25 protein-coding genes are annotated in these 25865 nt (G+C 65.7%); 6 read left to right on the forward strand and 19 right to left on the reverse strand.

The window, feature by feature from the left end:
- A complete protein-coding gene (locus AC1C2Q_RS10810) occupies positions 1-1224 on the reverse strand; it encodes an extracellular solute-binding protein (RefSeq protein WP_495431117.1) in 1224 nt (407 codons plus the stop codon).
- 43 nt (positions 1225-1267) lie between these two features.
- Positions 1268-2287 (reverse strand): LacI family DNA-binding transcriptional regulator, encoded by a 1020-nt coding sequence (locus tag AC1C2Q_RS10815; RefSeq protein WP_495450079.1) that lies wholly within the window; start codon positions 2285-2287, stop codon positions 1268-1270.
- Between the two features lie 202 nt (positions 2288-2489).
- Here AC1C2Q_RS10815 and uxaC point away from each other — a divergent pair, with 202 nt between their 5' ends.
- On the forward strand, positions 2490-3908 hold the full coding sequence (gene uxaC, locus AC1C2Q_RS10820; protein ID WP_495450080.1) for a glucuronate isomerase: 1419 nt from the start codon (positions 2490-2492) through the stop codon (positions 3906-3908).
- Positions 3909-3913: 5 nt separating this feature from the next.
- On the opposite strand, the gene AC1C2Q_RS10825 is transcribed toward uxaC, so the two are convergent.
- From AC1C2Q_RS10825 to AC1C2Q_RS10850, 6 genes are all read right to left on the reverse strand, one after another.
- Entirely contained in the window at positions 3914-4675 is a 762-nt protein-coding gene (locus AC1C2Q_RS10825) for an ABC transporter ATP-binding protein (RefSeq protein ID WP_495450082.1), read from the reverse strand.
- Positions 4672-5529: an ATP-binding cassette domain-containing protein gene (locus AC1C2Q_RS10830; RefSeq protein WP_495450083.1), complete on the reverse strand. Its 858-nt coding sequence runs from the start codon at positions 5527-5529 to the stop codon at positions 4672-4674. The genes AC1C2Q_RS10825 and AC1C2Q_RS10830 overlap by 4 nt, the downstream gene beginning before the upstream one ends.
- Entirely contained in the window at positions 5526-6389 is an 864-nt protein-coding gene (locus AC1C2Q_RS10835; RefSeq protein ID WP_495450084.1) for an ABC transporter permease, read from the reverse strand. Before AC1C2Q_RS10835 ends, AC1C2Q_RS10830 begins: the two co-directional genes overlap by 4 nt.
- Positions 6386-7348, reverse strand: a complete 963-nt coding sequence (locus tag AC1C2Q_RS10840; protein ID WP_495450573.1) for an ABC transporter permease — start codon at positions 7346-7348, stop codon at positions 6386-6388. The genes AC1C2Q_RS10835 and AC1C2Q_RS10840 overlap by 4 nt, the downstream gene beginning before the upstream one ends.
- A 66-nt stretch (positions 7349-7414) precedes the next feature.
- Positions 7415-8908: an ABC transporter substrate-binding protein gene (locus AC1C2Q_RS10845; protein ID WP_495450085.1), complete on the reverse strand. Its 1494-nt coding sequence runs from the start codon at positions 8906-8908 to the stop codon at positions 7415-7417.
- Between the two features lie 36 nt (positions 8909-8944).
- Positions 8945-9661, reverse strand: a complete 717-nt coding sequence (locus tag AC1C2Q_RS10850) for a DUF1684 domain-containing protein (protein WP_495450086.1) — start codon at positions 9659-9661, stop codon at positions 8945-8947.
- Between the two features lie 177 nt (positions 9662-9838).
- On the opposite strand from AC1C2Q_RS10850, the gene AC1C2Q_RS10855 reads away from it, so the two are divergent.
- Both AC1C2Q_RS10855 and AC1C2Q_RS10860 read left to right on the forward strand, forming a co-directional pair.
- On the forward strand, positions 9839-10207 hold the full coding sequence (locus AC1C2Q_RS10855; RefSeq protein ID WP_495450087.1) for a hypothetical protein: 369 nt from the start codon (positions 9839-9841) through the stop codon (positions 10205-10207).
- Positions 10208-10296: 89 nt separating this feature from the next.
- Positions 10297-10758: a DUF3817 domain-containing protein gene (locus tag AC1C2Q_RS10860; RefSeq protein ID WP_495431126.1), complete on the forward strand. Its 462-nt coding sequence runs from the start codon at positions 10297-10299 to the stop codon at positions 10756-10758.
- 23 nt (positions 10759-10781) lie between these two features.
- On the opposite strand, the gene AC1C2Q_RS10865 is transcribed toward AC1C2Q_RS10860, so the two are convergent.
- From AC1C2Q_RS10865 to AC1C2Q_RS10915, 11 genes are read right to left on the reverse strand one after another with little or no spacing between them, the layout of a single operon-like run.
- On the reverse strand, positions 10782-11726 hold the full coding sequence (locus AC1C2Q_RS10865) for an NAD(P)/FAD-dependent oxidoreductase (RefSeq protein WP_495450088.1): 945 nt from the start codon (positions 11724-11726) through the stop codon (positions 10782-10784).
- Entirely contained in the window at positions 11719-12048 is a 330-nt protein-coding gene (gene fdxA / locus AC1C2Q_RS10870) for a ferredoxin (protein ID WP_495431128.1), read from the reverse strand. Before fdxA ends, AC1C2Q_RS10865 begins: the two co-directional genes overlap by 8 nt.
- Positions 12045-13451, reverse strand: coding sequence for an FAD-dependent oxidoreductase (locus tag AC1C2Q_RS10875; protein ID WP_495450089.1), 1407 nt, complete (start codon positions 13449-13451; stop codon positions 12045-12047). Before AC1C2Q_RS10875 ends, fdxA begins: the two co-directional genes overlap by 4 nt.
- Before the next feature lie 28 nt (positions 13452-13479).
- The gene (gene cobA, locus AC1C2Q_RS10880; RefSeq protein ID WP_495450090.1) at positions 13480-14388 is read right to left on the reverse strand and encodes a uroporphyrinogen-III C-methyltransferase; all 909 of its coding nucleotides are present in this window, start codon (positions 14386-14388) and stop codon (positions 13480-13482) included.
- Positions 14385-15320, reverse strand: coding sequence for an ABC transporter permease (locus AC1C2Q_RS10885; RefSeq protein WP_495450091.1), 936 nt, complete (start codon positions 15318-15320; stop codon positions 14385-14387). Before AC1C2Q_RS10885 ends, cobA begins: the two co-directional genes overlap by 4 nt.
- A complete protein-coding gene (locus tag AC1C2Q_RS10890; RefSeq protein WP_495450092.1) occupies positions 15310-16164 on the reverse strand; it encodes an ABC transporter ATP-binding protein in 855 nt (284 codons plus the stop codon). Before AC1C2Q_RS10890 ends, AC1C2Q_RS10885 begins: the two co-directional genes overlap by 11 nt.
- Positions 16164-17231, reverse strand: coding sequence for an ABC transporter substrate-binding protein (locus AC1C2Q_RS10895; protein WP_495450093.1), 1068 nt, complete (start codon positions 17229-17231; stop codon positions 16164-16166). The genes AC1C2Q_RS10890 and AC1C2Q_RS10895 overlap by 1 nt, the downstream gene beginning before the upstream one ends.
- A gap of 52 nt (positions 17232-17283) precedes the next feature.
- Complete coding sequence (locus tag AC1C2Q_RS10900) at positions 17284-18636, reverse strand: sulfate adenylyltransferase subunit 1 (protein WP_495450094.1); 1353 nt, start codon at positions 18634-18636, stop codon at positions 17284-17286.
- Positions 18636-19586: a sulfate adenylyltransferase subunit CysD gene (gene cysD / locus AC1C2Q_RS10905; protein ID WP_495450095.1), complete on the reverse strand. Its 951-nt coding sequence runs from the start codon at positions 19584-19586 to the stop codon at positions 18636-18638. The genes AC1C2Q_RS10900 and cysD overlap by 1 nt, the downstream gene beginning before the upstream one ends.
- The gene (locus AC1C2Q_RS10910; RefSeq protein WP_495450574.1) at positions 19583-20311 is read right to left on the reverse strand and encodes a phosphoadenylyl-sulfate reductase; all 729 of its coding nucleotides are present in this window, start codon (positions 20309-20311) and stop codon (positions 19583-19585) included. Before AC1C2Q_RS10910 ends, cysD begins: the two co-directional genes overlap by 4 nt.
- Before the next feature lie 8 nt (positions 20312-20319).
- The gene (locus AC1C2Q_RS10915; RefSeq protein ID WP_495450096.1) at positions 20320-22041 is read right to left on the reverse strand and encodes a nitrite/sulfite reductase; all 1722 of its coding nucleotides are present in this window, start codon (positions 22039-22041) and stop codon (positions 20320-20322) included.
- Positions 22042-22350: 309 nt separating this feature from the next.
- Here AC1C2Q_RS10915 and dnaK point away from each other — a divergent pair, with 309 nt between their 5' ends.
- The 3 genes from dnaK to AC1C2Q_RS10930 are packed head-to-tail and all read left to right on the forward strand — an operon-like array spanning position 22351 to position 25836.
- A complete protein-coding gene (gene dnaK / locus AC1C2Q_RS10920) occupies positions 22351-24213 on the forward strand; it encodes a molecular chaperone DnaK (protein ID WP_495431138.1) in 1863 nt (620 codons plus the stop codon).
- 2 nt (positions 24214-24215) lie between these two features.
- Positions 24216-24845 carry a nucleotide exchange factor GrpE gene (locus AC1C2Q_RS10925; RefSeq protein WP_495431139.1) on the forward strand — a complete coding sequence of 210 codons (630 nt, stop codon included), beginning with the start codon at positions 24216-24218 and terminating at the stop codon, positions 24843-24845.
- A gap of 7 nt (positions 24846-24852) precedes the next feature.
- Positions 24853-25836: a DnaJ C-terminal domain-containing protein gene (locus tag AC1C2Q_RS10930; protein ID WP_495431140.1), complete on the forward strand. Its 984-nt coding sequence runs from the start codon at positions 24853-24855 to the stop codon at positions 25834-25836.
- Positions 25837-25865: the final 29 nt, after the last annotated feature.

Consider the following 25865-nt stretch of genomic DNA (forward strand, 5'->3'; position numbering starts at 1 on the left):
TTACTTTTCCTCGTACTTTCCGACACCGATTTCGCGGTCCCAGATGTCGAAGGCCTTCACCAGTGCGTCCGCCTCGAGGGGCGTCGCCTTAGGGTTCGACTCGATGAGATCGTCGTACCAGTCGCGGCTGAATTCGGCCAACAGGTCTTGGCTTTCCTGAGGTGCGAGGTCGAGCGTCGCGCCCTCGACGGCAGGGCCGGGGTAGAAGTAGCCCTTGTCGTAGGCGATCGCGTTGATCTCAGGGGTGAGCATGTACTGCAGGAGCAGCAGGATCGCGGAGAGCTTGTCGGCGGACTGGCCCTTCGGCACCAGCGCATAGTGTGCGTCGGTGATCCAGGTGAAGTCGTCGAACGGCGCTGCCTCGATCGTGGCTGGCATCTGTGCTGTCGCACGTGGCTGGATGTCCCACCCTGTCGTGGATGGCACGATGTCCCAGGAGCCGTCGGCCACCTTGCTGACTACTTGACCGGTGCCGGTCGGGTAGTCGCTGACGTACTGGCCGAGTTCCTTCAGATACGCCCACGTCTTGTCCCAGCCGTCGACGGGGTCAGACGGGTCGGAATCGCCGAGCATGTATGGCAGGCCCTGCAGGAACGTGCGACCGGGGCCGGAGTTGGCCGGGCGTGCGTAGCCGAATTTGCCGGGGTTGGCCTCGGCCCATTCGAGTAGTTCTTCCGGAGTGGAGGGCACATCGCTGACAGTGTCGGGGTTGTACTGCAGGATCGGTCCGGACGGGTAGTAGGTCACGACGATGCCCTGACCCTCGGCGAGCTCCTGCATGGCGGCGGCCGGCTCGAGGTAGTTCTCCTGGTTGCTGACCCGGTCGCCGAACTCGTCTGCGATCGGAATCCACAGGTCCTGTGCGATTCCGGCAGAGAGGCCGTCGGTGCCGGAGAGTACCAGGTCGATCGAGAGGTTGCCGGTGCTTACCTGAGGCTTGATCGTGCCGACCAAGTCGGGGGATCCTGCCGACTCCCAAGTCACACCGGAGATCACATCGGGATACTCCTCGATGAAACTGTCGATCATGCCCTCGGTGAGCTGCTGGTTGCCGGCGACATCGAGGATGTTGAGTGTGACAGGCGCGGATGGCTTGTCGGGAACTTCGAGTGTGTCGGAGGAGGCGGCTGGCGTCGCGCTCCCTGGCGCGGTGCAGCCGGTGAGTGCGAGGGCAGCCGCCGTCGCGAGAGCTGCGCCGTAGGCGACACTCCGTCGTATTGCCATTGCTCTTCCTTTCATAGGTCCCCGGTGGATTCCGGGGACGTGTTCAGGGGGTTGCTGAGGACTCGTTTGCTGCGCGATCCGGCGCCACACCGGTGGATTCGCGCACGACCAGGTGCACGGGAACCTCGCCGGGGGCGCCGACTCGTGATGAGTCGTCGAGCATCGCGTCGAGAAGAGCGTCGACACACGCGCGACCCATTTCGATCCGAGGGTTGTCGATCGAGGTCAGTGTCGGCCAGACCATGTTCGAGGCCGGGATGTTGTCGAACGCCATGACACTCATCTGCTGTGGAACGGAGATACCGCGCTGACGCAGTCGCTCGAGCAGCCCCAGTGCCATCAGGTCGTTGTATGCGACGACGGCAGTGGCACCGGATGCGACGGCAACGTCGGCGGCTTCCCGCCCACCGACGAACGACGGCGGGAATGCTCCGAGTTCGACGACTTCGAGGTCATCGCGCGAGGAGCGGAAAGCAGCGATCGCTGCGCTGCGCTCGTGATTCGACCAGGAGTGTGCGGGGCCCGCGGCATATGCGATTGAGCGGTGTCCGAGTGCGATGAGGTGTCGCATGGCCGCGTCGGCGCCGCCGGTGCTGTCGAAGACGATTGAGGCGACGCCTTCGACTCGACGGTTCAGCAGCACCACCGGCACGGCCGCGGCGATCGAGCGGATGCTGTCATCGGAGCCGCGGGCGGAGGCGAGGATGAGGCCGTCGACGTTCGAGCTCATCTGGTGGCCGAGCTCGGCCTCGAGTGACGGATCCTCGTCGCTGTCCGCGATGAAGACGCTGAAACCCGCGGCGCGCGCGCGGTTCTGGATGCCCTTGCACATCGACGCGAAGAACGGGTTGTCGAGGTCTGGAACGATCAGGCCGATGACCTGTGCGCGGGGCGTGCCTGCGGCATCCGTGCCGTGCAGAGGGCGGTAGCCCAGTTCATGTGCGACCGCCTCGACCAGAGCGCGGGTGCGCGCAGCGACGGCATCACTGCCGGAGAGAGCGCGGGACACCGTGGCAATGGAGACGCCGGCGGCGCTCGCGATGTCGCGGATCGTCACAGCCATGGTGCACCTCCTCGTGCTCGGGTGATCTCATCGACGGAACCGTCGGTGGGGACAGTCTGCAACGAGGTTGCGGAGCATGTCAATCGTTTCATAAATGTTCCTTCTGTGCTTAGCTGTCCCCAGGCAATTACTGGCGTTAATCAATGTAACAACCGTCGCAGTTTGTTACATTGATCGACACCGCAGAAGTGAATGGAACCTCATGAATGCGCACTGGCGCCTCCATCCGGATCGAGCTCTGCCCGCGGGCTCCACCCTCCGACCCCTGGCACGCGAGATCTATACGACCACGGCGGCTTTGCCGATCGTCTCGATGCACGGACACGTCGACGCATCCGCAATCCACGAGAACGCAGCCTTCCCTGACCCGGCGGCGCTACTGGTCACGCCAGACCACTACCTGGTGCGCATGCTCGTGTCGCAGGGGATCGAGCACTCCCGCCTCGGTGTGGCGTCTGCGGACGGCGGTGCCGTGCCGCCGGCCCGGTCGATCTGGCGCACTTTCGCGGAGAACTGGCGTCTGTTTCGAGGGACGCCAACGCGGTTCTGGATCGAGCACTCGCTCGGAGTGGTGTTCGGCGTCACGCAGGAGTTCTCGGCTGATACCGCGGATGTCATCTTCGATGAGCTCACGGAGAAGATCGCACGACCTGACCACCGCATCCGCGCCCTCATCGATCGTTTCGACATCGAACTGCTCAGCACGACGGACCCTGCCGACTCTTCCCTCGAGCATCATCGCGCGCTCGCGGAAGACGGATGGGGCGAGCGCGTGGTGCCGACGTTCCGCCCAGATGCACTCTTCGCGCTGGAGTCACCGATCTGGCGCGAATCGGTGGAGCAGTTGGCCCAGCGCAGCGGCGTCGACGTCGGCGACTACGCGGGTTTCCTGCGTGCGATCCGCCAGCGCCGCGCGGCGTTCATTGAGGCCGGCGCCCGTGCCACTGACCATGGACCTCGCACTCCGCTGACCCTCGAACTCAGTGCCGACGAGGGCGAGCGCATCTTCTTCGCAGCCCTCAGGGGCGAGGCAACGTCAGCAGAAGCGGAAGCATTCGCGGCGGGGCTGCTCTTCGAGAGCGGCCGGATGAGTGTGGAAGATGGGCTTGTGATGCAGGTTCATCCCGGCGTGCATCGCAGTCATTCAACGCCGATCGCCGGACGTTACGGGGGCGACAATGGGTTCGACATCCCGTTCTCCATCGAGTACACCCAGTCACTCAAGCCGCTCTTGGATGCCTTCGGGATGGACCCACGCTTCCGGCTCATCCTGTTCACCATTGACGAAACAACTTACTCCCGCGAACTCGCACCGCTTGCCGGCGCCTACCCGTCTGTGCGGTTGGGGGCGCCGTGGTGGTTCCTGGACTCGCCCGATGGGATGCGCCGCTTCCGTGAGCTGACCACAGAGACGGCCGGTTTCTACAACACCAGTGGTTTCGTCGACGACACCAGGGCCTTCACGTCGATCCCCGGGCGGCACGACCTTGCCCGCCGTATCGATGCCGGGTACCTTGCCCGTCTCGTCGCCGAGCATCGGCTCTCACTCGACGAGGCGATCGAGACCGCTGGCGATCTCGCGTATCGACTACCGAAGAAGTCGTACGAGCGGAGGCCGTGACGCGCTCAGAGAGCGCGGGGAAGCCGGGGGATGGCGGCCACAAGAGTGCGGGTGTAGTCCGTCTGCGGTGAATCGAGAATGCCCCGAGTGGTGCCGTCCTCGACGACCCGGCCGTCTCGGAGCACGACCGTCTGCTCGCAGAGAGCGGCGACGGCGCTCAGATCATGGGAGACCATGATGAGCGCGAGCCCGGTATCCTTGCGCAGTCGGTCGAGCAGCTCGATCACCTGGATGCGAGTGGTGACATCCAGCGCGCTCACCGGCTCATCCGCGAGCAGGACTCGTGGCTTCGACACGATCGCGCGTGCGATGGCGATGCGCTGACGCTGACCGCCCGAGAACTCATGGGGGTGCCGCCGCAGCACATCCGGGTCGAGGCCGACGGACGTGACCGCCTCCGTCACCGCATGGCGTGCCTCGTCACCGCGCGCGATTCCGAGCGAGCGCAGCGGCTCGCCCACGATCCGATCGATGCGCTGACGAGGATCGAGTGAGGAATACGGGTCCTGGAACACCGTCTGCACGTCGGCGCGGAAGCGGCGCATGAGACGCCGGTCGCGCCGATCGAGCGGGGCGCCGTCGAAGAGTACCGATCCAGATCGTGGCGTCGCCAGCCCGAGCAGCAGCGAGAGGATCGTCGACTTGCCCGCGCCGGATTCGCCGACCAGCCCGATGGCCTCTCCCGCCGAGACGGAGAGCGAGATCCCATCGACGACCGTGCGCGCGCCATAGGCGAAGCCCGCCTCCTTCAGTTCGAGGATGCTCATCGGATGCTCCCGTCTGTCGCGTCGGGACGGGGTGCGTCGGGTCCGGTCGCATCGGGTCCGGGCGTGCCGGCCGGGCCGTCGAGCGCGGCATCTAGCGCTCGTGCGCTCGCCACGAGCGCCGTCGTGTACGGATCGTGAGGGTCACCGACAACCCGCGCGATCGGTCCCTGCTCCACGGCGCGACCTTGGCGCATCACGACCACCCGGTCGGTCATCCGCGAGACGACGGCGAGATCGTGGCTGATGAACAGCAGCGCCATGCCGCGCTCGGTGACGAGACGGTCGAGCAGTGTGAGGATCTCGTCCTGGACGGTCACGTCGAGTGCGGTCGTCGGCTCGTCGGCGATGAGCAGCCGCGGGCGGGCGGCGAGGGCGATCGCCGTCGCGACTCGCTGGCGTTGCCCACCGGAAAGCTCGTGCGGGAATGCTGTCGCGATACGCGGATCGGTGAGCGCGACATCCGTAAGGGCGGTACGCACAGCATCGCGAAGCACACCTCCGCGCAGCCCTAGGTGACGTCGCATGGGTTCTGCAATCTGGCGCTCGACCCGCATGAGCGGATCGAGCGCGGTCAGTGGCTCTTGGAACAGCACCGCCGCGACCCGTCCGCGCAGTGGCCGAAGGGTGCGGTCGGACGCGCCGATCACCTGGACGGTGTCGAGCAGCACCGATCCCGACGCGGTGAGCGAATCTCCCAGCAGCCCGGTTATAGCGAGTGAGGTCACCGACTTCCCTGAGCCGGATTCGCCGATCACGCCGAGCCGCTCTCCGGCGGAGATGGTGAATGACACGTCGTCGACCAGGCGCTTCTGCCCAGCGGTGACGGTGAGGCCGGCGACATCGAGGAGGCTCATCGGGTCCTCCTGCGTGTCGGGTCGATGAAGTCGCGCAGCCCATCGGCGATGAAGTTGACGCCGAGAACAAGGGCGACCAGCGCGATGCCGGGGGCAATCGCGCCGACGGGGGCGGTCATCACTGTGCCCTGCGCCTCTTGGAGCAGGCGCCCCCAGGACGCGTTGGGCGGCGGCGCGCCGAGACCGAGGTACGACAGGCTGGCCTCCGCGAGCACGGCGGCACCGAACTGGAGCGCGAGGTTCACGCCCAGTGTCGGTGCGATGTTCGGGAGCACGTGGAAGACGACGATGCCCGGCCACCGCGTGCCGCTCGTGCGCGCGGCCGTGATGAACTGCTCGTGCAGCACCCGACGCGCGAGGATGCGAGTGAGCCGGGCCACAACCGCTGACATGGCGAGACCGATGGCGAGGATCGCCGACCACAGCGACGCGCCCTGAACCGCGACCACGAGCATCGCCAGCAACAGCACGGGGAACGCGATCACCACGTCGAGGGTGGCGGACAGCGAGTCGTCGACCCACGGGCGCGCGAACGCCGCGATGAGGCCGATGAGGATGCCGAGGGACGCGGCCAGCGCGACGGAGCCGAGCCCGACGAGCAGGGCGATCCGCGAACCGACCATGAGCTGCGTGAACAGGTCGCGGCCAAGCTTGTCGGTGCCGAGCAGGTGTGCGGCGCTCGGCGGTTCGAGCCTTCCACCGCTGATGTCGGATGGCGGATACGGGAGCCAGAACAGTGAGACGAGGGCAACCAGCACGACGGCGCCGGTCAGGCAGAGTCCGAGTACGAGGGTCGTGTGGCGGCCGATGCGACGCCGCGGCGCGGCATCCTCGATCTGCTGTTCGATGACGGCGCTCATCGGCCTACTGCCACTGTCGCGCGTAGCCGAGGGTCGATTAGTCGCTGGCCGATGTCGGCGACGAAGCCGACGAGGAGGACGAACAGGGTGCTGACCACGAGCACCCCCTGAATGTTCGCGAAGTCGTGCTGCTCGATCCCGGTCAGCAGCATGCTGCCGAGGCCAGGAAGCGTGAAGACGCTCTCCACCACGACCGCGCCGAGCAGTGTGGTCGACAGTTCGATGCCGAGCACCGCGACGACGGGGACGGCCCCGTTGCGCAGCCCGTGGCGCAGCAGCGCCTCGCCGAGGCCGGAACCACCGGCGCGGGCGGTACGCAGATAATCGCTGCCGAGTACGTCGAGCGTCGCCGCGCGCACATAGCGCGCAAGGGACGCGCTCATCACGAACGCGATGGTGATGATGGGCAGCGTGAGTGAGCGCAGCGCTTCGGCGGGGTCGGCCCAGTCATCCCGCGGGAATCCGCCGGATGGAAGGATGCCGAGACCGAGCGCGAAGATCCAGACCAGGATCATTCCCACCCAGAACACCGGCACGGCGATCCCGAGCTGCGAGAACCCGGAAAGCACCGCGCCGTACCAGCGGTCCGCCTTGACGGCCGCAGTGATGCCGATGATCACGGAGACGACCAGCGCGAGTGCGAAGGAGAGCAGCGTGAGCGGCAGGGTGATGAGCAGGCGGGACGCGATCTCCGGTGCCACCGGCAGAGTACTGATGTACGAGTTGCCGAGATCGAAGCGCACCATCTGCCCAGCCCAGGTCAGGAACTGCTGTGCGAGTGGCAGATCTGAGCCCACCTGTGCACGGGCGGCAGCGATCTGCTCCGGGGTGGCGTCCACCGAGAGCAGTGCGTTCGCCGGGTCTCCCGGCAGGAGCCGGAGCAGCACGAAGATGACCACCATGGCGACGACGAGCGACACCACGAGAAAGGCCGAGCGGCGGAGGAGATAGGGAAGCATGAGCACGCAATGAGTCAGTGTGTGTGAGGGTCGCTGTCCGCGACTCTCACACACACTGCGAGCGGATCAGGATTTGACGATGTCGTAGGCGAAGAACTGCGAGTTCAGGCCATTGACAGGATATCCGGTGACGTCAGCCGAGGCGACGACGATCTGCGGGTACAGGTAGAGCCACACGCTGGCGGCGTCCCCGGCGATCTGCCGGTTCACCTTCTTCAACAGCTCGGTCTGCTCATCGGGAGTCGCAGCCTGCTCGGCCTCGGCGACCCACTGCTGCACATCGGCGTTGTCGTAGCCCCAGTAGAAGTCCGGGTTGCCGTACCAGACAACGTCACGGTCGTTCACGTGCTCCTGCAGCGTCGCCTCGAAGTCGCGATCCTTGAAGACCTTCGTGTACCACTCGTCCGCGCTGATGGTGTTGATGTTCACCGTCACGCCGATCTCGGCGAGCTGCGACTGGAGGAACTCCGCCACGGCGGGGTGCGGGTCGTAGCTCGGGGTGTCGAGAGTGAACTCGAAGCCGTCGGGGAAGCCCGCCTCGGTGAGCTGCTGCTTCGCGAGATCGAGGTCGTACGGGTTCACGTCGGTGAGGTCCTCGTACCAGGGGTCGGTTGGCGGAACCATTGAGCCGATGACCGTACCGTAGTCGGCCCAGATCGAGGTCAGGAGCTTCTCGGTGTCGACCGCCGAGTAGATCGCCTTGCGGACCAGCGGGTCGTCGAAGGGCGCTATGCGGTCATTGAAGGCGAGGAGTTCCTTCGTGGTCGACGTACCCTCACTGATCGTAAACGCGTCAGTGTCGAACTGGTCGATCGCATCCGGGCTCTGAACGCTCGTGATGATGTCGATCTCGCCGGTGAGCAGCGCATTGTTCTGCGCCGTCGCGTCGGTGTAATAGGTGAAGACGACCTCAGCGTTCGTCGCAGCTTCACCCCAGTAGTCATCCCAGCGGGTGAGAGTCAGGGTGCTGCCCTGCTTCCACTCGTCGAGCGTGTAGGGGCCGGTGCCGTCCTCGGTCGTGGTGAGGTCTTCGGCATCGCCGTTAACGATCCAGATGTAGGCGAGGTTGTACAGGAACGAGATCGAGGGCTCAGAGAGAGTGAAGACGACGGTCGCGTCATCCGGGGTCTCGATGCCGGAGATAACCGTGAAAGCGGAGGCACGCGCGGACTGCGAGTCCTCGGCGGTGACTGCCTCGACGCTCGCCTTCACGTCGGCGGACGTGAGGGCCTTGCCGGAGTGGAACGTCACGTCGTCGCGCAGCGTGATCGTGTACGTCAGCCCGTCGTCGCTCGTCGTCTCGCTCTCGGCGAGCAGTGGCTCGATCTCTCCGTCGTCGGTGAGCTTGTAGAGCCCCTCGTAGACGTTGCCGTTGAAGGCCTCGGTGACGCCCTGCCCGCCGCCCTGCGTGTTGCTCAGGTTTTGCGGCTCGTAGAGCGAGCCGATGTAGACGGAGGCGTCGGCGCTGTCGCCGTCAGAACCGGTGCTTCCGGATGCGCAACCGGCGAGGGCGAGTGCCGAGACGGCGATGGCCGCGGCAAGCGCGAGTGGTCTTCTCAAGGGTGTTCTCCTGGGCGGGTGTTCGGGTGGGGTTGATCAGATCGCGGCGTAGATGTCGAAGCCGCCGCGGAAGAGGACGTTCTTCTCGCCAGCGCGGATCGGCTCGGCGAAGCGGTTCTGCGGGGGCGGCATCGGGCAGTTGTACTGCGCGGAGAAGCCGCACGGCGGCACGAAGGCACGATTGAAGTCGAGGGTGACGGTTCCACCGTCGCCGAAGTCCTCGTCGCGATGGACGAAGAGGAAGCGGCCAGCGCCGTACGTCTCCTCGCCGTTCGTGGTGTCGCCGAACACCAGCAAGAGTGTGCCGCCGTCATCGAACGCCGCAAGACGGTGCTCGATGCCGTCACGGGTGAAGGTGATGTCACCCGGCACGACAAGATCGCGCGTGCCACCGTTGTCGCGGATGTGCTCGAACGGCACAGTGCGGTCGGTGCCGACCGGCGTGAACTGCGCCTCGATGACCCATGCGGGGTCGTACTCATAGGTGTCGATGGCATCGAATGCGCTGATCGCCGGAGACTCGGCATCCCAGACGCGCAGACCGTATTCGGCCTCACCGGTCGTGAGATTCTTGCGCTCGAGCGATGTGAGCGTGACCGATACCGGGGCGTGCTCGGCGGCGAGGTCGGGGCGAGAGCTGCCGGTCCAACGCGTCTCGATGAGCGCAAGGTTGCCGGTCGGCGCAGTCACTGCGTCGCGCCGTTCGGATCGCCAGCGCGTGTGGGCTTCGGATGTGGTCAGAGATGTAGACATGGCTCTTCGATGGTAGGAGAACGGGGGTGGCGCGCAGACTGCGCGGTCACCGTGGGCAACAATATCGCCGCCCGGCTGAGAAGGAAGGGTAGGTCTGCTCGCCTCTGTCGCCAACGTCGGGAGGCGCGCGGCTATTCCGGACGGAGCGCAATCGACAGTTTGGCTACGCTCAGGGTCATGATCACGATCGCGCTCATCGCCGCCGCTGTCCTCATCGCGGCGCTCGGTGTCGCGCACTCGATCCTCGGCGAGAAGCACATCATCGGCTGGCTGCTGACGCATGACCTTCCCCACTTGTTCGGAGGTACGTCTTTCACCGCTGGGACGATCCGGTTCGCGTGGCACATCACGACCGTCCTCTTCCTGGGTCTCGCCGGTGTGCTCTTCGTCATCGCGCTGGGTGCGCCCGCGTCGACCGTGCTCATGGTGATCGGATCCACCTTCATCCTGAGTTCGGTGCTTCCGATCTGGTTCACACGAGGACGGCACATCTCGTGGGTCATTCTGCTGGTGGCTGGCGGGCTGTGCTTCTGGGGCGCCTCGTAGCCTCGCCTGTGCCGCGACTGCTCAGAGCGCGTCGGCGACGCTCCGCGAGCCCCCGTACGCTGGAAGGACCCCGATCTACAAGGAGCACGATGTTCCGTACGCCTGCCCGTCTCTACCGCGTCCTCGCGGTCGCCGAGGCCATCACATGGACGATCCTGATCGCCGCCCTGATCGCTCGGGCGCTCGGAGCCCCGGGGATTGTCGTGACGATCGGCGGAGGCATTCACGGCTTCGTCTTTCTCTCCTATGGTGCGACGGCGATCCTCGTGGCGTTCAACCAGCGCTGGTCGATCGGAGTCGGCGTGCTCGCAGTCGCCAGCGCGATCGTTCCCTATGCGACGATCCCGATGGAGATTTGGCTGCATCGCTCCGGTCGGCTGCAGGGCGACTGGCGTTTGGATGCCGGTGACGATCCGCGCGACCGTCGGTGGTATGACCGCCTGATGCGCTGGTTCCTGAACCGCCCGTGGGTGCTCGTCCTGTTGCTGGTCGCAGCGATCGTCGTTCTCTACGTGGTACTGCTGATGGTCGGCCCTCCTGGCGGGAAGTGACCGAGCGACGGCGCGGACCCGTATCAGTGCGCGGTGGCCACGCCGATCGTGTCGTGCACGAGCACCGCAGCCACCCGCGCACCAGCGCCGGCAGCAACGATGAGCTGCTGAGGCCCAGGAGCCGCGACGTCACCGGCCGCATAGAGCCCTGGCACGTCAGTTCGTCCTGAGCGGTCGGTGAGCAGATGCCCGGCGCTGTCGAGGGCGGGAGTGATGCCGTCGAGGAACGACAGGTCGCTTTCCCATGCCGGGCGCACGAACCCGCCGTCGAGCGGAACGACGGTACCGTCAGCGAGCCGCACCGATTCCAGCTGGCCACGTTCGCCGCGTAGCTCAGCGATCGGCTGCCGCAGCACGGCGACCCCGGCAGCGGCGAGTTCGGCCTCCTGGATCGTTGTGACGACACCTGTGCCATTGGTGAAAACGGTGAGGTTCCTGGTCCATCGAGCGATGAGTCGTGCCCGATCCGCGAGGTCGGCCGACTCCCCGATGAGGGCGAGCCGTTGGTCCCGCAACTCCCAGCCGTCGCACGCTGCGCAGCTGAACAGGCTGATGCCGTAGTAGCCGCGCAGATTCGGCACCTCGGGGAGTGTCTCGCGCAGTCCGGTCGCCAGCAGCACGGCCCGCGCAGTGACAACCTCGGTGGGCTCTCGTCTGCCGATGGCTGCGGTAAATCCGGCATCCGCCGCACGCGCGTCCGTCCTGCGAATTGAGGCGACTCGCATCCGCGTGCGTACCTCGACATTCGGGTAGGCAGTGAGCTCCTCACGCGCGATTCGGCGCAGTTCCTGCGGCGGTATGCCGTCGCGGGTGAGGAAGCCGTGTGAGTTCAACGTGGCGGCGTTGCGCGGGCGATCGGCGTCAATCACCAGCACCCGAACCAGCGCTCGGCCCAGGTTGAGTGCGGCCGAGAGGCCGGCCGGCCCGCCACCCACGATGATCGCGTCGTACTCCGCAGGCTCAGCCATGCGCATCCCCCTGAGGTGCGAGAGCCGCGACGAGCGGGTGGTCGAATGCGTAAACGCCGACTTTGGCGGCCCCGCCGGGGGAACCGATCTCCTCGAAGAACTCGACATTCGCCGCGTAGTAGTCCTGCCACTCTTCGGGCACGTCATCCTCGTAGTAAATCGCCTCCACAGGACACACCGGTTCGCACGCACCACAGTCCACACACTCGTCCGGGTGGATGTACAGCGAACGCTCACCCTCGTAGATGCAATCCACCGGGCACTCGTCGATGCACGCACGATCCTTCACATCGACACAGGGCAGTGCAATCACATAGGTCACCGGACGAACGCTCCGTCTCGCGACACTGTGACCTGCTCCTCGCGCGGCACAAGCTTGACCCGCTCGCGGGTATGCGTGTGCGTCTGACCGAGACGACGTTCATGCGCATCGAGGGCCAGCCAGCCGTCCCAGGTCGTGTACGCGGTGTCGCGCTCGTCGAGCACATTCAGCACGTCGTCCACGGCGATAGGCGCGGTGAGCAGGCCCGCCTCTGCATCCGCCAGCAGGTTCGTGATCGTCTCGAGCGCGTCGGACTTCGTGTGCCCGATGAGCCCGACCGGCCCGCGCTTGATCCAGCCGGTGGCATATAGTCCGGCTTCGTCGTCGACCCGGCCTCCGACGTTGGGCACGACACCGCGGGCCTCGTCGAACGGCGCATCGACGACCCGAGTGCCGTAGTACCCGACCGCGCGATAGACCGCCTGCACCTGGTACTCGCGCTCTTCGCCCGTCTGCACCAGGTTGCCGTCGGCATCCGTTTGCGTGCGCGCGAAGCGGATGCCATCGACCTTCTCTTTGCCGGTGATCTCGACGGGCGTGTGCCAGAAATGCAGGTGCAGGCGGCGAGATGCTTCGCCCTGCGGCCGATCCCGCCAGCCGTTCAACGTGCGCAGCATGACTTTCAGCTGGTTGTTAGCCGCGGCTGCGGGGTCGACGCCGTCGAAGTCTTCGTCGTGCAGCACGATGTCGACGTCGTTCACGTCGCCGAGCTCGCGGAGCTCGATGGGCGTGAACTTGATGTCCGCGGGCCCCCGCCGCCCGAACACGTGCACGTCTGTCACTGCAGACGACTCCAACCCGGCGAGGACGTTGTCCGGCACCTCGGTGGAGCGCAGGTCGACGGGGTGCTTTGCGAGCACGCGCGCCACATCGAGGGCGACGTTGCCATTGCCGAGTACGGCGATGGATGTGGCATCCAGCGGCCAGGTGCGCGTTACATCTGGATGGCCGTCGAACCAGGCGACGAAGTCGGCGGCGCCGTACGAGCCTGGCAGTTGCGTGCCGGGGATGTCGAGGGCGGCATCGCGGATCGCTCCGGTGGCGAGGATCACTGCGTGGTAGCTCTCGCGCAGCTCGTCGAGGGAGATGTCGCGACCGACCTCGACGTTGCCGATGAAGCGGATTGTGCGGCGGGTCGGAGCCGGTTCGCCATCGATCTGCGTAGGGAACGCGTCGAGCATCTCGTGCAGCGAGTTCACGATGCCCTTGATTCGCGGGTGGTCGGGCGCGACGCCGTAGCGGATCAGCCCATAGGGAGCGGGCAGCGACTCGAACAGGTCGATCTCGACGCGTCCACCGCGGTCGGCGCCGGCTCCGGCCAGCAGATTGCCCGCGTAGATACCGGCGGGGCCGGCACCGACGATGGCGATGCGCAGGGCGAGGACAGAAGAAGAGGAGGTCATGGCGAAGGAAGCCTTTCGGGCTGCAGGCTCAGCGAGTGCGAGAGAACGGGGTTCGGGAGAACACGGTGGATCGGGAGGATGTCGTATCCAGCGCCGATTCGACAGCTTGGATCAATCCGGTGTCGACGGCGAGCCCCGCATCGAATGCGTCGGCCCAGCGGGAACGGCCGGAGGAGTGATCTGATGCCGCGTCGGCGGGCGCCGACAGAGCGGATGCCGCGTGCGGGCTGAGCGTGACGACATCGCCGACCACCACGACGGCGGGGGAGCGCACCTGGCGTGCCGCGGCCAACTGCACGATCGTACCGAGCGTGCCGATGGTCACGCGCTGGTGTTCGCCGTATCCGTCCTCGATGATTGCGACCGGGCAGGCTGCCCCACGGGCACCCGCGGTGAGCACGTGTGCGGAGTGACCGAGGGTGCCAACCCCCATCAGTAGGACGACGGTGTGTTCGGCGCCTCCTGGAACCCGTGCAAGCTGATCATGGCCGCTGACCACGGTGAACGAGGTCGAGATGCCCCGGTGGGTGAGCGGGATGCCGGCGACCGCTGGCACCGAGATGGCGCTGGTGACACCGGGCACGACGTCTACGGTGATGCCGGCCGCTTCGCAGAAGAGCTGCTCCTCGCGGCCTCGGCCGAACACGAACGGGTCGCCGCCTTTCAGCCGCACGACGTGTTGCCCCTCTGACGCGAGCTGCACCAGCAGGTCATTGATGCCGTCCTGTGGCACCGGGTGGTGCCCTGGCAGTTTGCCGACATCGATGACCTCGGCGCGCACCTGCACGCCTTCCGCGGCGAGTTGTGCGAGCACCTGACGTGCGCCGAGCCGGTCGGCGACGATCACGTGTGCTTCCTGCAGCGCGCGCAAACCTCGGAGGGTGAGCAGCCCGGCGTCACCAGGGCCGGCGCCAACGAGCGTGACGCGCCCGGTCACCTGGCATCTCCCAGTGCGAGGCCGCGGCTGCGCAGCATCCGTCGCTCGAGCGGGCCGAACAGCGCAAGCTCGATCAGGATGCCGATGCCGAGGATCAGGAGAATCGTGCCGAGCACGCCGGCCAGATCGGACAGCTCGCGGGACTGCTGCAGCATCGACCCGAGCCCGAAGCCGATCGATCCGCCCACGGCGATGATCTCGGCGGCCATCAGCGATCGCCAGGAGAAAGCCCAACCCTGTTTGAGGCCAGCGACATAGCCGGGGAGCGCGGCCGGCAGAACCACGACCGTGGCCAACTGCCAGCGGCTTGCACCGAGCACGACGCCCACCTGGCGTAGCTGCGGAGGGACACTGTCGATGCCGGACAGCAGTCCGTTGACGATTGAGGGGATCGCACCCATCAGAATGACGAAGTAGACGGTGGCGTCGGACAGGCCGAACCAGATGATCGCGGCGGGTACCCACGCGACTGATGGCAGCACCTGGAGTCCGGAGATCAGGGGGCCTGCGGCGCGGCGCAACGGTCGCCATTCGGCGAGCAGCAGCCCGAGCGGGGTGCCCACCACGATTGCGATGAGGAAGCCGATGATGCCGCGCTCGAGGCTGGTGAGCACGGCCTCCTGCAGCCGTCCTGAGTCCCACGCATCGCCGAGCGCTCCGGCCACTTGGAGGGGGCCGGGGGAGATATCGGGTCGGGGGTTCGCGATGACGGTGTACAGCTGCCAGGCGACGAGCAGCACAACGAGCAGCACGATCGGAGGCAGAGTCTTCGCCAAACCGCTGCGCCAGCGGGAACGGCGAGCAACCTCGTCACTCTGCAGCCGGTCAAGACCAGCGGAGAGGGTACGCAAGTCGTCGGTCGCATCAGCGAGGGGCGTCGCGGAGACGCTTTCTGCAGGCTCGGTGGGGGGAGCGGTGGTCTCAGGCAGCATTGCGTCGAATCTCCTTGCGCAACTCGGCGGTGATCTCGGTCGCGAGAGCGGAGACCTCAGGAGACTCGATGCGCCGCCCGGTAGTGGAGTCGACATGCCACTGGCCGACGATGCGTCCTGGTCTGCTGGAGAGCAAGATCACCCGCTGTCCGAGTCGCGCCGCCTCTCGCACGTTGTGTGTGACGAACACGATGGTGCGCCCGGTCGCGCGCCACACCCGTTCCAGTTCTCCGTGCAGCAGATCGCGGGTGATGGCGTCGAGCGCGGCGAAAGGCTCATCCATCAACAGCACAGAGCGATCCTGGGCGAGCGCGCGGGCAAGGGCGACGCGTTGCCGCATCCCGCCCGACAGCTCGTGCGGCCGTTTGTCGGCAGCATCGGTGAGATTGACCGTCGCCAGCAGGCGCATCGCCTCTTCGCGTCGTTCGCGCCGAGGAACGCCACGAAGTCGCAGCGCGAGTTCCACATTGCTCCGTGCAGTCATCCACGGCATCAGCGCAGATTCCTGGAACATCACCGCAGCGCCTCCCGGTGGCGTACCGATCGTGCCGGCGGAGACCGGTTCGAGACCCGCGATCAGGTTGAGCAGCGTTGATTTTCCGCAGCCGGATGCTCCGAGCAAGCACACGAACTCACCGGGGGCAATAGCGAGCGAGATGTCATCGAGGACGATTGGTCCGGTGCCGTAGCGCTTGGTCACGTGGGAGATGCGCACCGCGGCATCGACCGGCTCCGCCTGCGCCGTCGCCGGTGCGACGTCGTCGAAGCTCGGGGCTAATGTCGTAGACAGGGCATCCGGAGACGTGGCGTCCTGAGTCAGTGTTTTCCCCGCGGGCGCGCTCATCACTCTTCTCCGAGCCCCGCGGCCGAGACGGGCTCCTGGCCGTTCTCCTCAAGGATCGAGTTCAGTGCGCGGAGGTCAAAGAGGCCATCGATCGAACCCTCCTTCTGGGTGCCGGCTGCCAGGCCGTTCTCGACGAGAGTCGTGAAGGTATCCGCATGCGGGTCGACGCTGAACGATGTGCTCTCCAACGCGCCGGCGAGCACATCGTCGGACAGCTTCTTGCCGGTCGCTTCTTCGAGCGCGGCATTGATCACGGCGGGCGCCTCCTCGGCGTTCTCATCGAGCCACGAAATGGCGGCAATGTGCCCCGCTAGCAGCTCCTCAACGACCTCTGGGTGTTCCTCGGCGAATTCGGCACGCACGAGCAGCACCGTGGTCGGGAAAGCGCCAGCTGGCCACAGGTCGGCCTCGTCGACGAGCACGTGAGCGCCCGCCTCCACGATGAGTCGAGAGACCCAAGGCTCTGGCAGCCAAGCGCCGTCGAGTCGCCCCTGTTGGAAGAGGGTGAGCGTCTGCGCATTCTCGGTCGGGGTGACCGTCACCTCGCCGTCGCCGGAGGTCGACGTCTCGAAGCCCTCGTCTGCCAGCCAGCTGCGCAACGCGACGTCCTGGGTGTTGCCCAGCTGCGGGCTTGCGATGTTCGTACCGGCCAGATCTGCGACGGAGTCGATGCCGTCCCTGACCACGAGGGCTGCCCCACCGGTCGTCGCGCCCGCGATGATCTTGGCCGAGACTCCGCCCGACTGAATGAACGTGTTGATCGATGGATTGGGTCCGATATAGGTGGCATCTATCGCGCCTGCGGACAGCGCCTCGATTGCAGACGGGCCGGCATTGAAGATCTCTGTCTTCAGCTCGATGTCGCCGAGTGCCTCTTCGAACAGTCCCTCAGCGACTCCGACCAGCGCTGGGGCATGGGTCACGTTCGCGAAGTACCCGAGCTTGACCTCGTCGAGCGTCTGCGTAGTCGAGCCGCCGCCGTTCGCAGATGCGGAGGCGCAACCGGCGAGCATCATGGCGCTGAGTCCTAGGGCTGTGAGTGTGGTGGTTGTGCGGTTGATCTTCACGGTTTCGCCTCCTTCATGAGCGGTGTGGATATGGGGAATCGGATGGGAAACGTCAGGGTTCGTCGATGACGGTTGCCGCGGCGAGTGTGGCACCGTCGACGGGGTGGATGAGCAGCAGCGAGCCGCTCGCGCGGTTGTGTGCGTAGGGTTCGAGCGGCAGATCGGCGGCAAATCGCAGCCGCACGCGGCCGATCTCGTTCACCGCGAGAGCCGTTGCGCTGTCGTGAACGAGCGTCTCCAGGTCGCGCCGTGAGAGCACCTCCGCGACCTGCGCCTGCACTGTCGCGGTGCCGTGCTTCACGAGCACTCTCATTCCAGGAGTGACGGCGCGTTCATCCAGCTGGAACAGCTCGACTACGGCCTCACGCACGCTCTGCGGCGCGGTGCCCGCCGCAGCGATGAGCGCTCCGCGTGCGGCATCCAACTCATCGGCGAGAGTGACCGTCACCGACTGAGGTGAGGTCGCGGCGTCCGCATCCTTGCCCGCAATCTGGATGCCGGTGATCGTCGTCTCTCGGCCACCAGGGAGGACCTCGACGCGGTCGCCGACTCGCACGACGCCCGTCGAGATGCGGCCCGCGAATCCGCGGAAGTCGCGGTACCGCTCGGCGTCGGATGCGTCGATCGTCGGTGCAAGGCCGCCCTGTGGTCGCAGCACCAGCTGCACGGGAAGGCGAAAGTCAGCGGCCGCCGACTCGGCCTCATCCAGACTGGGCAGCGATTCCAGCAGCTCAATGAGAGTGGGGCCGGTGTACCAGTCGGTGTGTGTGGAGCGGTCAACGATGTTGTCGCCCTCCAGCGCTGACACCGGTAGGACATGAATACCGCGCAGGCCGAGCTGTTCCGCCACGCGCTCGGCTTCGATTTCAATCTCGGTGAAGCGATTTTCGTCGTGGCCGACCAGATCGATCTTGTTCACGGCGATGATCACATGCGCGACTCGCAGGAGCGACACCACGGCCAGGTGCCTGCGGGTCTGCTCAACGACACCCTTACGCGCATCGACGAGCACGATGACGGCGTCGGCGGTGGCGGCACCGGTGACCATGTTGCGCGTGTACTGCACGTGGCCAGGGCAGTCGGCGAGGATGAAGCTGCGCCGGTCGGTAGCGAAGTAGCGGTACGCGACATCGATCGTGATTCCTTGCTCACGTTCGGCCCTCAGCCCGTCGGTGAGCAGCGCGAAATCGAACGCGCCATGTGCGAATCCGCGTTGGCGTGACGTCGCGGCGACCTGTTCGAGCTGGTCGGCCAGGATCGCCTTCGCATCGTGCAGCAGGCGGCCGACGAGGGTCGATTTGCCGTCGTCGACCGAGCCGGCAGTGGCGAAGCGGAACAGTGTGTTCACGCTCTCGCCCTCCGAAAGAACGGGGCGAGACAGAACGCTCGAGATATCGGTGGTCATCAGAAGTAGCCGTCTTTCTTGCGATCTTCCATGGCGGCCTCGCTGATGCGATCATCGGCCCTGGTCGCACCGCGTTCAGTGAGTGTGGAGCGCGCGACCTCGGCGACGACGGATGCCGTGTCTGCGGCATCCGATTCCACCGCGCCCGTGCAACTCATATCGCCCACAGTCCGGTAGCGGACGACGCGGCGCTCGGTCGGTTCCCCGGCGAGGGGAACCGCGAATTCACCGACTCCCCACCACATGCCGTCTCGGCGGAACACCTCGCGCTCGTGCGCGTAATACAGCGGCGGCAGCGCGATGTTCTCCCGCTCGATGTATCTCCAGACGTCGAGCTCAGTCCAGTTGGAGATCGGAAAAGCGCGCACGTGCTGACCCGGCAGGTGTCGGCCGTTGTACAGGCTCCACAGCTCAGGGCGCTGGTTGCGCGGATCCCACTGGCCGAACTCATCTCGCAGCGAGATGATCCGCTCTTTCGCTCGGGCCTTGTCCTCGTCGCGGCGGGCTCCGCCGAACACGGCGTCATGACGACCGGCAGTGATCGCATCGAGTAGCGGCCGGGTCTGCAGCGGGTTGCGGGTGCCGTCTGGGCGCTCGGCGAGTCGGCCGTCGTCGATGTACGACTGCACGCTGGCGACCTCGAGCCGCAGCCCGAGACGAGCCGTGGTCTCATCGCGGAACGCGATCACCTCGGGAAAATTGTGTCCGGTGTCGACGTGCAGCACCGGAAATGGCACGCGCCCTGGCGCAAACGCCTTGGTCGCCAGATGCAGCACGAGAACGGAGTCTTTGCCGCCGGAGAACAGCAGCACCGGGCGCTCAAACTCGGCGACCACCTCACGGATGATGTGGATCGCCTCCGCCTCGAGAAGGTCGAGAGCAGACAGGGCGGTGGCGGGCAGGGCGGTGGCGGGCAGGGCGGTGGCGGGCAGGGTGGTCGGTGAGCTCATAGGTGCAGTCCGCATTCTGTCTTGGCAAGTCCTGCCCAGCGACCTGACCGAGGGTCTTCGCCGGGCGCGACGGGCTTCGTGCACGGCGCGCAGCCGATTGACGGGTAGCCGTTCGCGATCAGGGGGTTCACCGGCACCTCGTGCCTGGTGGCGTAGTCGATCAGGTCGTCGAAGCTCCAGCTGGCAACCGGGTTGATCTTCACCAGTCCGTTGTTCTCGTCCCAGACGATCAACTCGGTGTTGGTGCGCGTGGGGCTCTCGTCGCGGCGTACGCCGGTGAACCACACCTCGTACTCGCCGAGCGAGCGCCGCAGTGGGGCGACCTTCCTGCGTGCGCAGCACAGGCCGGGATCGCGGGAGAACAGGTCACTTCCGTACTCGGCATCCTGCTCCGCCACCGACTGCTCTGGCGTGACGTCGACGATGCGCACGTCGAGGGTGCGCGCGACTTCGTCCCGGGTGAAGGTCGTCTCGGCGAAGTGGTATCCGGTATCAAGGAACAACACGTCGACACCGGGCAGCTGCTCGGCGACGATGTGCGGGAGCGCGGCGTCAGCCATCGAGCACGCGACGGTCGCCTGTGACACGGCGAAGTTCTCGGCGGCCCAGGCGATCACCTCGACGGGGCCTGCCTCATCCGGCTGGCGGCTGCGCAGCTCGAGCGCACCGCGCTCGGCGAGCGCGCGGAGCTCTGCGGCGGGTCGGCGTATGGGGCGAATATTCACGGCGGTGCTCACAGCAGAGCCTCCTCTTCGGCGCGGTGCGCCCACTGCGCGAAGGTCTCAGCGGCTTCTCGATCGTCGAGGTAACGGCGGATCACTCGCTCGGCGTAGTCGGCGATTCCGTCGGCTTCGACCTTGAGCCCGCGCACCGTGCGCCCGAGCCCGGCCTCGTCGCGATCCTGACCGGCAAGTCCTCCTCCGAGGTGCACCTGGTAGCCGGGTACCTGCTCGCCCGCGGCGTTGGTGATTAGTTGTCCCTTGAGGCCGATGTCGGCGATCTGGATGCGGGCGCAGGAGTTGGGGCATCCGTTCACATGAATGGTGATGGGCTGCCCGATCTCGGGCTCGAGTTCGCCGAGACGTTCCTCGAGCTGCGTGATCGCATCGGCCGCGTTGATCTTTGTTTCGACGATGGCGAGTTTGCAGTATTCGATGCCGGTGCAGGCGATGGTGCCCCGGCGGAACAGGCTGGGCCTGGCCGAGAGGCCGAGGGCATCCAGCCCGTCCACGAGAGCGGGGACTTCGGCCTCTGGCACGTCGAGCACGAGGAGCTTCTGGTAGGGCGTGGTGCGGATGCGGTGCGAACCGTGTACTTCGGCGAGGTCGGCGAGTCCGGTGAGGGACGCCCCAGACACGCGCCCGACCAGCGGCGCGGCGCCGACATAGAAGCGACCGTCTTTTTGGCGGTGGATGCCGACGTGATCGCCCTGTCCTTTCGGTCGGGGCGCGGCAGGGCCGTCAGGTAGCGGAGCGCCTAGGTACTCGGTCTCCAACACCTCGCGGAATCGCTCGACACCCCAGTCGGCGAGGAGGAACTTCAGGCGGGCCTTGTTTCGCAGCCGCCGGTAGCCGTAGTCGCGGAAGATCTGGGTGACGCCGTGCCAGACCTCGGCGACTCGCTCGGGCTCGACGAACGTGCCGAGGCGCTCGCCGAGGCGCGGCACCGCGGCAAGGGCACCGCCCACCCAGAGGTCGTAGCCGATACCGAGTTCAGGATGAACGACCGCGACGAAGCCGCAGTCGTTGATTTCATGGACGACATCCTGGCTGGGGTGCCCCGTGATCGCCGTCTTGAACTTGCGGGGGAGGTTCGCCAGTGTGGGGTCGCCGATGAATCGGTCGGTGATCTCGCGGATCTGCGGGGTCGGATCGATGAGTTCGTCTTCGGCGATCCCCGCGACGGGGGAGCCGAGGACCACACGCGGCACGTCGCCGCACGCCTCAGTGGTACTGAGGCCGACCTCTTCGAGTCGTCGCCAGATCTCGGGGACATCCTCGACGCGCACCCAGTGCAGCTGCACATTCTGTCGGTCGGTGAGGTCGGCGGTGTCGCGGGCGAACTCGGTCGAGATCTCGCCGATCACTCGCAACTGTTGCGTGGTGAGTTGGCCACCGTCGATGCGTACGCGCAGCATGAAGTACTCGTCTTCGAGCTCGTGCGGCTCGAGTTGCGCCGTGCGGCCGCCGTCGATCCCTGGCTTGCGCTGTGTGTAAAGGCCCCACCAGCGGAAGCGTCCGTGCAGATCTGTCGGATCGATCGAAGCGAATCCGCCGGCGGCGTAGAGCGTCTCGATGCGCTCGCGCACGTTGAGCCCATTGTCGTCGAGTTTGAACTGCTCGTTGGCGTTGAGCGGGTCGCGGCCGTCGACCGCCCACTGCCCGTGGGGCTTCGTCGGTGCCCGCCCGGTGCGCGTGCGTGCACCGCGGATCGGTGTCGGCTGCTGGATGGTCATCGCCCCTGCTCCCTGGAATGGATTTGCATCACCGTATGGGTGATGGACTGAGTCCAGGAATGCTGAGTGACACGCGACGTCAATAGGCGACACATGGCGTCATAGAGGTGGAAATGAGCGCGGAATGGTGGCGCGGGGCGTCGACATGTGCTTGGTCTCGCGGTGGCGTCATTCTCAAACTTGAGTGCAGGCGTATCAAGTTTAAATTGACAGCTTTCGGTCGCCCGGGTACAGTTGAGTCATCGCGGCTCAGGTTTACTGACTCGCCAGAGAACTTCACTCACAGACTTCAATCAAAAGGAGAATCGCATGGCACGTGCTGTTGGAATCGACCTTGGTACGACGAACTCCGTCGTCAGCGTCCTTGAGGGTGGTGAGCCGAAGGTTATCGCCAATGCCGAGGGCTTCCGCACGACCCCTTCGGTCGTCGCATACACGAAGGACGGCGAAATCCTCGTCGGCGAGACCGCCAAGCGTCAGGCTGTCACGAACGTTGACCGCACCGTCGCATCCGTCAAGCGTCACATGGGTACCGACTGGACCTTCGACGTCGATGGTAAGAAGTGGACGCCGCAGGAGATCTCCGCGCGCATCCTCATGAAGCTCAAGCGTGATGCTGAGTCGTACCTCGGTGACACCGTGTCGGATGCCGTCATCACCGTGCCTGCGTACTTCAACGACGCCGAGCGCCAGGCTACGAAGGAGGCCGGCGAGATTGCGGGCCTCAACGTCCTGCGCATTATTAACGAGCCCACCGCTGCCGCCCTCGCATACGGCCTCGACAAGGGTAAGGAAGATGAGCTCATCCTGGTCTTCGACCTCGGTGGCGGAACGTTCGACGTCTCACTGCTCGAAGTGGGCAAGGACGACGACTTCTCCACCATTCAGGTGCGCTCCACCTCTGGTGACAACCGCCTCGGTGGTGACGACTGGGACCAGCGCCTCGTCGATCACCTCATCAAGCAGTTCAAGGAAACCACCGGTGTGGACGTCTCTGGCGACAAGATCGCGCTGCAGCGTCTGAAGGAAGCCGCCGAGCAGGCGAAGAAGGAACTCTCCTCCTCGACCAGCACGAGCATCAACCTGCCGTACCTGTCGCTGACTGAGTCTGGCCCCGTCTCGCTCTCGGAGACCATCACCCGCGCGAAGTTCGAGGACCTCACCAAGGACCTGCTCGACCGCACCAAGAAGCCGTTCGAGGATGTCATCCGCGAGGCGAACGTCAAGGTCGCCGATATCGACCACATCGTGCTCGTCGGTGGATCAACGCGTATGCCTGCCGTTGCTGAGCTCGTCAAGCGCGAGACCGGTAAGGACGCCAACAAGGGCGTAAACCCGGATGAGGTCGTCGCCGTCGGCGCCGCTCTGCAGGCTGGAGTCCTGCGTGGCGAGCGCAAGGATGTGCTGCTCATCGACGTCACTCCACTGAGCCTCGGAATCGAGACCAAGGGCGGCCGGATGACCAAGCTCATCGACCGCAACACCGCGATCCCCACCAAGCGCAGCGAGACCTTCACCACGGCAGACGACAACCAGCCGTCCGTCGCGATCCAGGTCTTCCAGGGCGAGCGCGAGTTCACTCGCGACAACAAGCCGCTCGGAACGTTCGAGTTGACCGGCATCGCCCCGGCTCCCCGTGGCGTCCCGCAGGTCGAGGTCACATTCGACATCGACGCCAACGGCATCGTGCACGTGTCTGCAAAGGACAAGGGCACCGGTAAGGAGCAGTCGATGACCATCACCGGCGGCTCGTCGCTGTCGAAGGATGACATCGAGCGCATGGTTCGCGAAGCCGAGGAGAACGCGGCCGAGGACAAGCAGCGCGCCGAGGCTCTCGAGCAGCGCAACCAGGCCGAGACGCTTTCGTACTCGATCGAGAAGCTCATCAAGGAGAACGAAGACAAGCTGCCTGCGGACGTCAAGGAGACGGTCCAGGCTGACGTCGACGCTCTGAAGACGGCTCTGGCTGGCGAGGATGACGACGCCGTCAAGGTGGCGTTTGACAAGTTGAACGAGTCGCAGAGCAAGCTCGGCGAAGCGATCTACGCTCAGTCGCAGGCAGATGCTGCGGCAAGTGGCTCCGCCGAGGGTGAAGCCCCCGCAGGTGACGCTTCTGATGAAGAAGATGTCATCGACGCTGAGGTTGTCGACGACGAGGATGAGAAGAAGTAACCATGACGGACAAGAACTTCGACGAAAACGGCGAGGTTCTTCCTGAGGACGAGGGGTCGGATGCTGTGGCATCCGGCCCTGCGTCGCAGGAGAACCCCAACTCCGCAGAGGCTGCCTCTGCGGAGGGATCTGACGATGACTTCACGATTGAAGACATCTTGAACGCTACGCAGAGCGACGAGGCGGCAAAAGCCGGTGACGCGGCGCTCGCTGACGCGGAGTCCGCCTTACTCAACGACCTCAAGCGGCTGCAGGCCGAGTACGCCAACTACCGTCGGCGCACCGAAGAGCAGCGGCACGTAGAGATCGCGCGTTCCAAGGGCGAGGTGGCCAAGGGGCTGCTCCCGGTGCTTGACGACCTCGACCGCGCCACGCAGCACGGTGACCTCGACGAGGGCACGCCTTTCTTCGCCATCGGCGAGAAGGTGCGCACGGTCGTGGAGCGACTGGGCGTTGTCGCGTATGGCGAGAAGGGTGAGGTATTCGACCCTCAGCATCACGAGGCGATCTTCCAGCAGCCGACTCCAGGCGCCGAGGGTTCGACGATCCTCGAGGTCGTCGAGGTGGGATACCGCCTCGGTGACGTTGAGCTGCGCCCGGCGAAGGTCGTCGTCGCTGTTCCTGCAGAGTAGGTGATCGATGGCCAGCCAAGATTGGTTCGACAAGGACTTCTACAAGACGCTCGGCGTCTCCAAAGATGTCGCTGACGCGGATCTGAAGAAGACGTACCGAAAGCTGGCGCGCAAGTATCACCCGGATTCCAATGCGGGGGATGCGAAGGCCGAAGCGAAGTTCAAGGAGATCAGCGAGGCGTACTCGGTGCTCTCTGACGCGGAGCAGCGCAAGGAATACGACGAGATCAGGGCCATGGGCTCTGGTGCGCGTTTCACTGCGGGCGGTGCTGGTGCGGGCGGCTTCGAAGACGTGTTCAGCCGATACGGTCAGGGCCGGGGCCAGAGCAATGCCGACTTTGAGGACATCTTCGCGATGTTCAATCAGGGGCAGCAGGGCGGCTTCGGTTCCGGTCGCTTCGGGCAGACGACTGGCGGATTCCGTGGTCAGGGTGGTCCGCAGAAGGGCATCGACATTACGGCGCGCACCACGCTCGACTTCGCCACTGCTGTGCAGGGCGAGACGATCACGTTGCAGGGCGAGGATGGAAAGCCTTTCAAAGTGAAGATCCCTGCTGGCGTTGCTGATGGGCAGAAGATTCGTCTGCGCGGTCGTGGTCGCCCTTCGCCGGATGGCGGAGAAAATGGCGACATCGTGGTGGCGATCAAGGTGCGTCCGCACCCGGTGTTCACGCGTGACGGTCTGCACCTGCGGCTGACGGTGCCTGTTACCTTCACCGAGGCGGCGCTCGGCGCGACCATCGAAGTGCCCACTCTCGGTGGCGACGTGGTCAAGCTCCGCGTTGCACCAGGCACGCCGTCCGGTCGCGTTCTGCGCGTCAAGGGGCGTGGAGTCAAGACGGCGAAGGGCACCGGCGATCTACTCGCCGAGCTGCAGGTCGCGGTTCCCACGCATCTGGATGACGCCGCACGCGAGGCGCTCGAGAAGTTCCACGAGCTGGAATCGAAGGAGAACCCGCGCGCCGAGTTGATGGCGAAGGCGCAGGCCTGATGATGACGAGTACGAGCTGCGGAGGTGAT

It is taken from the genome of Microbacterium sp. Y356, assembly GCF_059445355.1.

Coding starts and splice junctions, on each gene's coding strand:
- AC1C2Q_RS10815 (WP_495450079.1), bottom strand. CDS start 2,287: ATGGCTGTGACGATCCGCGACATCGCGAGCGCCGCCGGCGTCTCCATT.
- cysD (WP_495450095.1), bottom strand. CDS start 19,586: ATGAGCTCACCGACCACCCTGCCCGCCACCGCCCTGCCCGCCACCGCC.
- AC1C2Q_RS10865 (WP_495450088.1), bottom strand. CDS start 11,726: ATGGCTGAGCCTGCGGAGTACGACGCGATCATCGTGGGTGGCGGGCCG.
- AC1C2Q_RS10825 (WP_495450082.1), bottom strand. CDS start 4,675: ATGAGCATCCTCGAACTGAAGGAGGCGGGCTTCGCCTATGGCGCGCGC.
- AC1C2Q_RS10930 (WP_495431140.1), top strand. CDS start 24,853: ATGGCCAGCCAAGATTGGTTCGACAAGGACTTCTACAAGACGCTCGGC.
- AC1C2Q_RS10840 (WP_495450573.1), bottom strand. CDS start 7,348: ATGCTTCCCTATCTCCTCCGCCGCTCGGCCTTTCTCGTGGTGTCGCTC.
- AC1C2Q_RS10900 (WP_495450094.1), bottom strand. CDS start 18,636: ATGACCACCGATATCTCGAGCGTTCTGTCTCGCCCCGTTCTTTCGGAG.
- AC1C2Q_RS10925 (WP_495431139.1), top strand. CDS start 24,216: ATGACGGACAAGAACTTCGACGAAAACGGCGAGGTTCTTCCTGAGGAC.
- AC1C2Q_RS10850 (WP_495450086.1), bottom strand. CDS start 9,661: ATGTCTACATCTCTGACCACATCCGAAGCCCACACGCGCTGGCGATCC.
- AC1C2Q_RS10890 (WP_495450092.1), bottom strand. CDS start 16,164: ATGAGCGCGCCCGCGGGGAAAACACTGACTCAGGACGCCACGTCTCCG.
- AC1C2Q_RS10875 (WP_495450089.1), bottom strand. CDS start 13,451: ATGACCTCCTCTTCTTCTGTCCTCGCCCTGCGCATCGCCATCGTCGGT.
- AC1C2Q_RS10810 (WP_495431117.1), bottom strand. CDS start 1,224: ATGGCAATACGACGGAGTGTCGCCTACGGCGCAGCTCTCGCGACGGCG.
- AC1C2Q_RS10830 (WP_495450083.1), bottom strand. CDS start 5,529: ATGAGCCTCCTCGATGTCGCCGGCCTCACCGTCACCGCTGGGCAGAAG.
- dnaK (WP_495431138.1), top strand. CDS start 22,351: ATGGCACGTGCTGTTGGAATCGACCTTGGTACGACGAACTCCGTCGTC.
- uxaC (WP_495450080.1), top strand. CDS start 2,490: ATGAATGCGCACTGGCGCCTCCATCCGGATCGAGCTCTGCCCGCGGGC.
- AC1C2Q_RS10860 (WP_495431126.1), top strand. CDS start 10,297: ATGTTCCGTACGCCTGCCCGTCTCTACCGCGTCCTCGCGGTCGCCGAG.
- AC1C2Q_RS10915 (WP_495450096.1), bottom strand. CDS start 22,041: ATGACCATCCAGCAGCCGACACCGATCCGCGGTGCACGCACGCGCACC.
- AC1C2Q_RS10835 (WP_495450084.1), bottom strand. CDS start 6,389: ATGAGCGCCGTCATCGAACAGCAGATCGAGGATGCCGCGCCGCGGCGT.
- AC1C2Q_RS10855 (WP_495450087.1), top strand. CDS start 9,839: ATGATCACGATCGCGCTCATCGCCGCCGCTGTCCTCATCGCGGCGCTC.
- AC1C2Q_RS10885 (WP_495450091.1), bottom strand. CDS start 15,320: ATGCTGCCTGAGACCACCGCTCCCCCCACCGAGCCTGCAGAAAGCGTC.